Origin of the sequence: Serratia oryzae (assembly GCF_001976145.1) — a bacterium.
GTDB classification, from domain to species: domain Bacteria; phylum Pseudomonadota; class Gammaproteobacteria; order Enterobacterales; family Enterobacteriaceae; genus Chania; species Chania oryzae.
On sequence record NZ_MOXD01000070.1, the window covers coordinates 1 to 475 of the forward strand.

At 62.9% G+C, this 475-nt stretch carries 1 protein-coding gene; it reads right to left on the reverse strand.

Translation table 11 applies throughout. The annotated features are described in order from the left end of the window. A partial coding sequence (locus tag BMI79_RS23915) for a hypothetical protein (RefSeq protein ID WP_158069138.1) occupies positions 1-475 on the reverse strand: 475 nt, incomplete at both ends.

Sequence of the window (475 nt, forward strand, 5' to 3'; positions counted from 1 at the left end):
CCCTGGGCATGATTGCTGTTGCTCAGGTCAAGATGGCTCGCGCTCAGCGTCCAGTCTCCACTCCCGCTCAGCCTGTTGTTCAACGTGCTCAACAGGCCACCGGCGTAGGTGGTAAACAGCAGCGTGCTGCCACCGGCGATATCTACCGAGCCCTGGCCCAGATGCTGTGCCTGTGACACCGTCAGGGTACTGTCCCCCGCCAGCGCATACTGCCCCTGGAAGGAACTGTTATCCCCGCTCAGCGACACCGCAGCCCCCTGATTAACGCTCACCGTTGAACCGCTCACCCCGCTGAGCGCATTGGCCACCGTGCCGTTTACCCCATCGAACTCCAGCGTCGAGGTATTGGTGCTTAAATCCACCGTCGCCGCCGCAGCCCCCAGATTATCCGCCGCAGTGACGCTCAACCGGCTGCCCGCCGCAATCACATGGGCACCGCTGAAGGTGTTGGCCCCGCTCAGCTGCACATCACCCT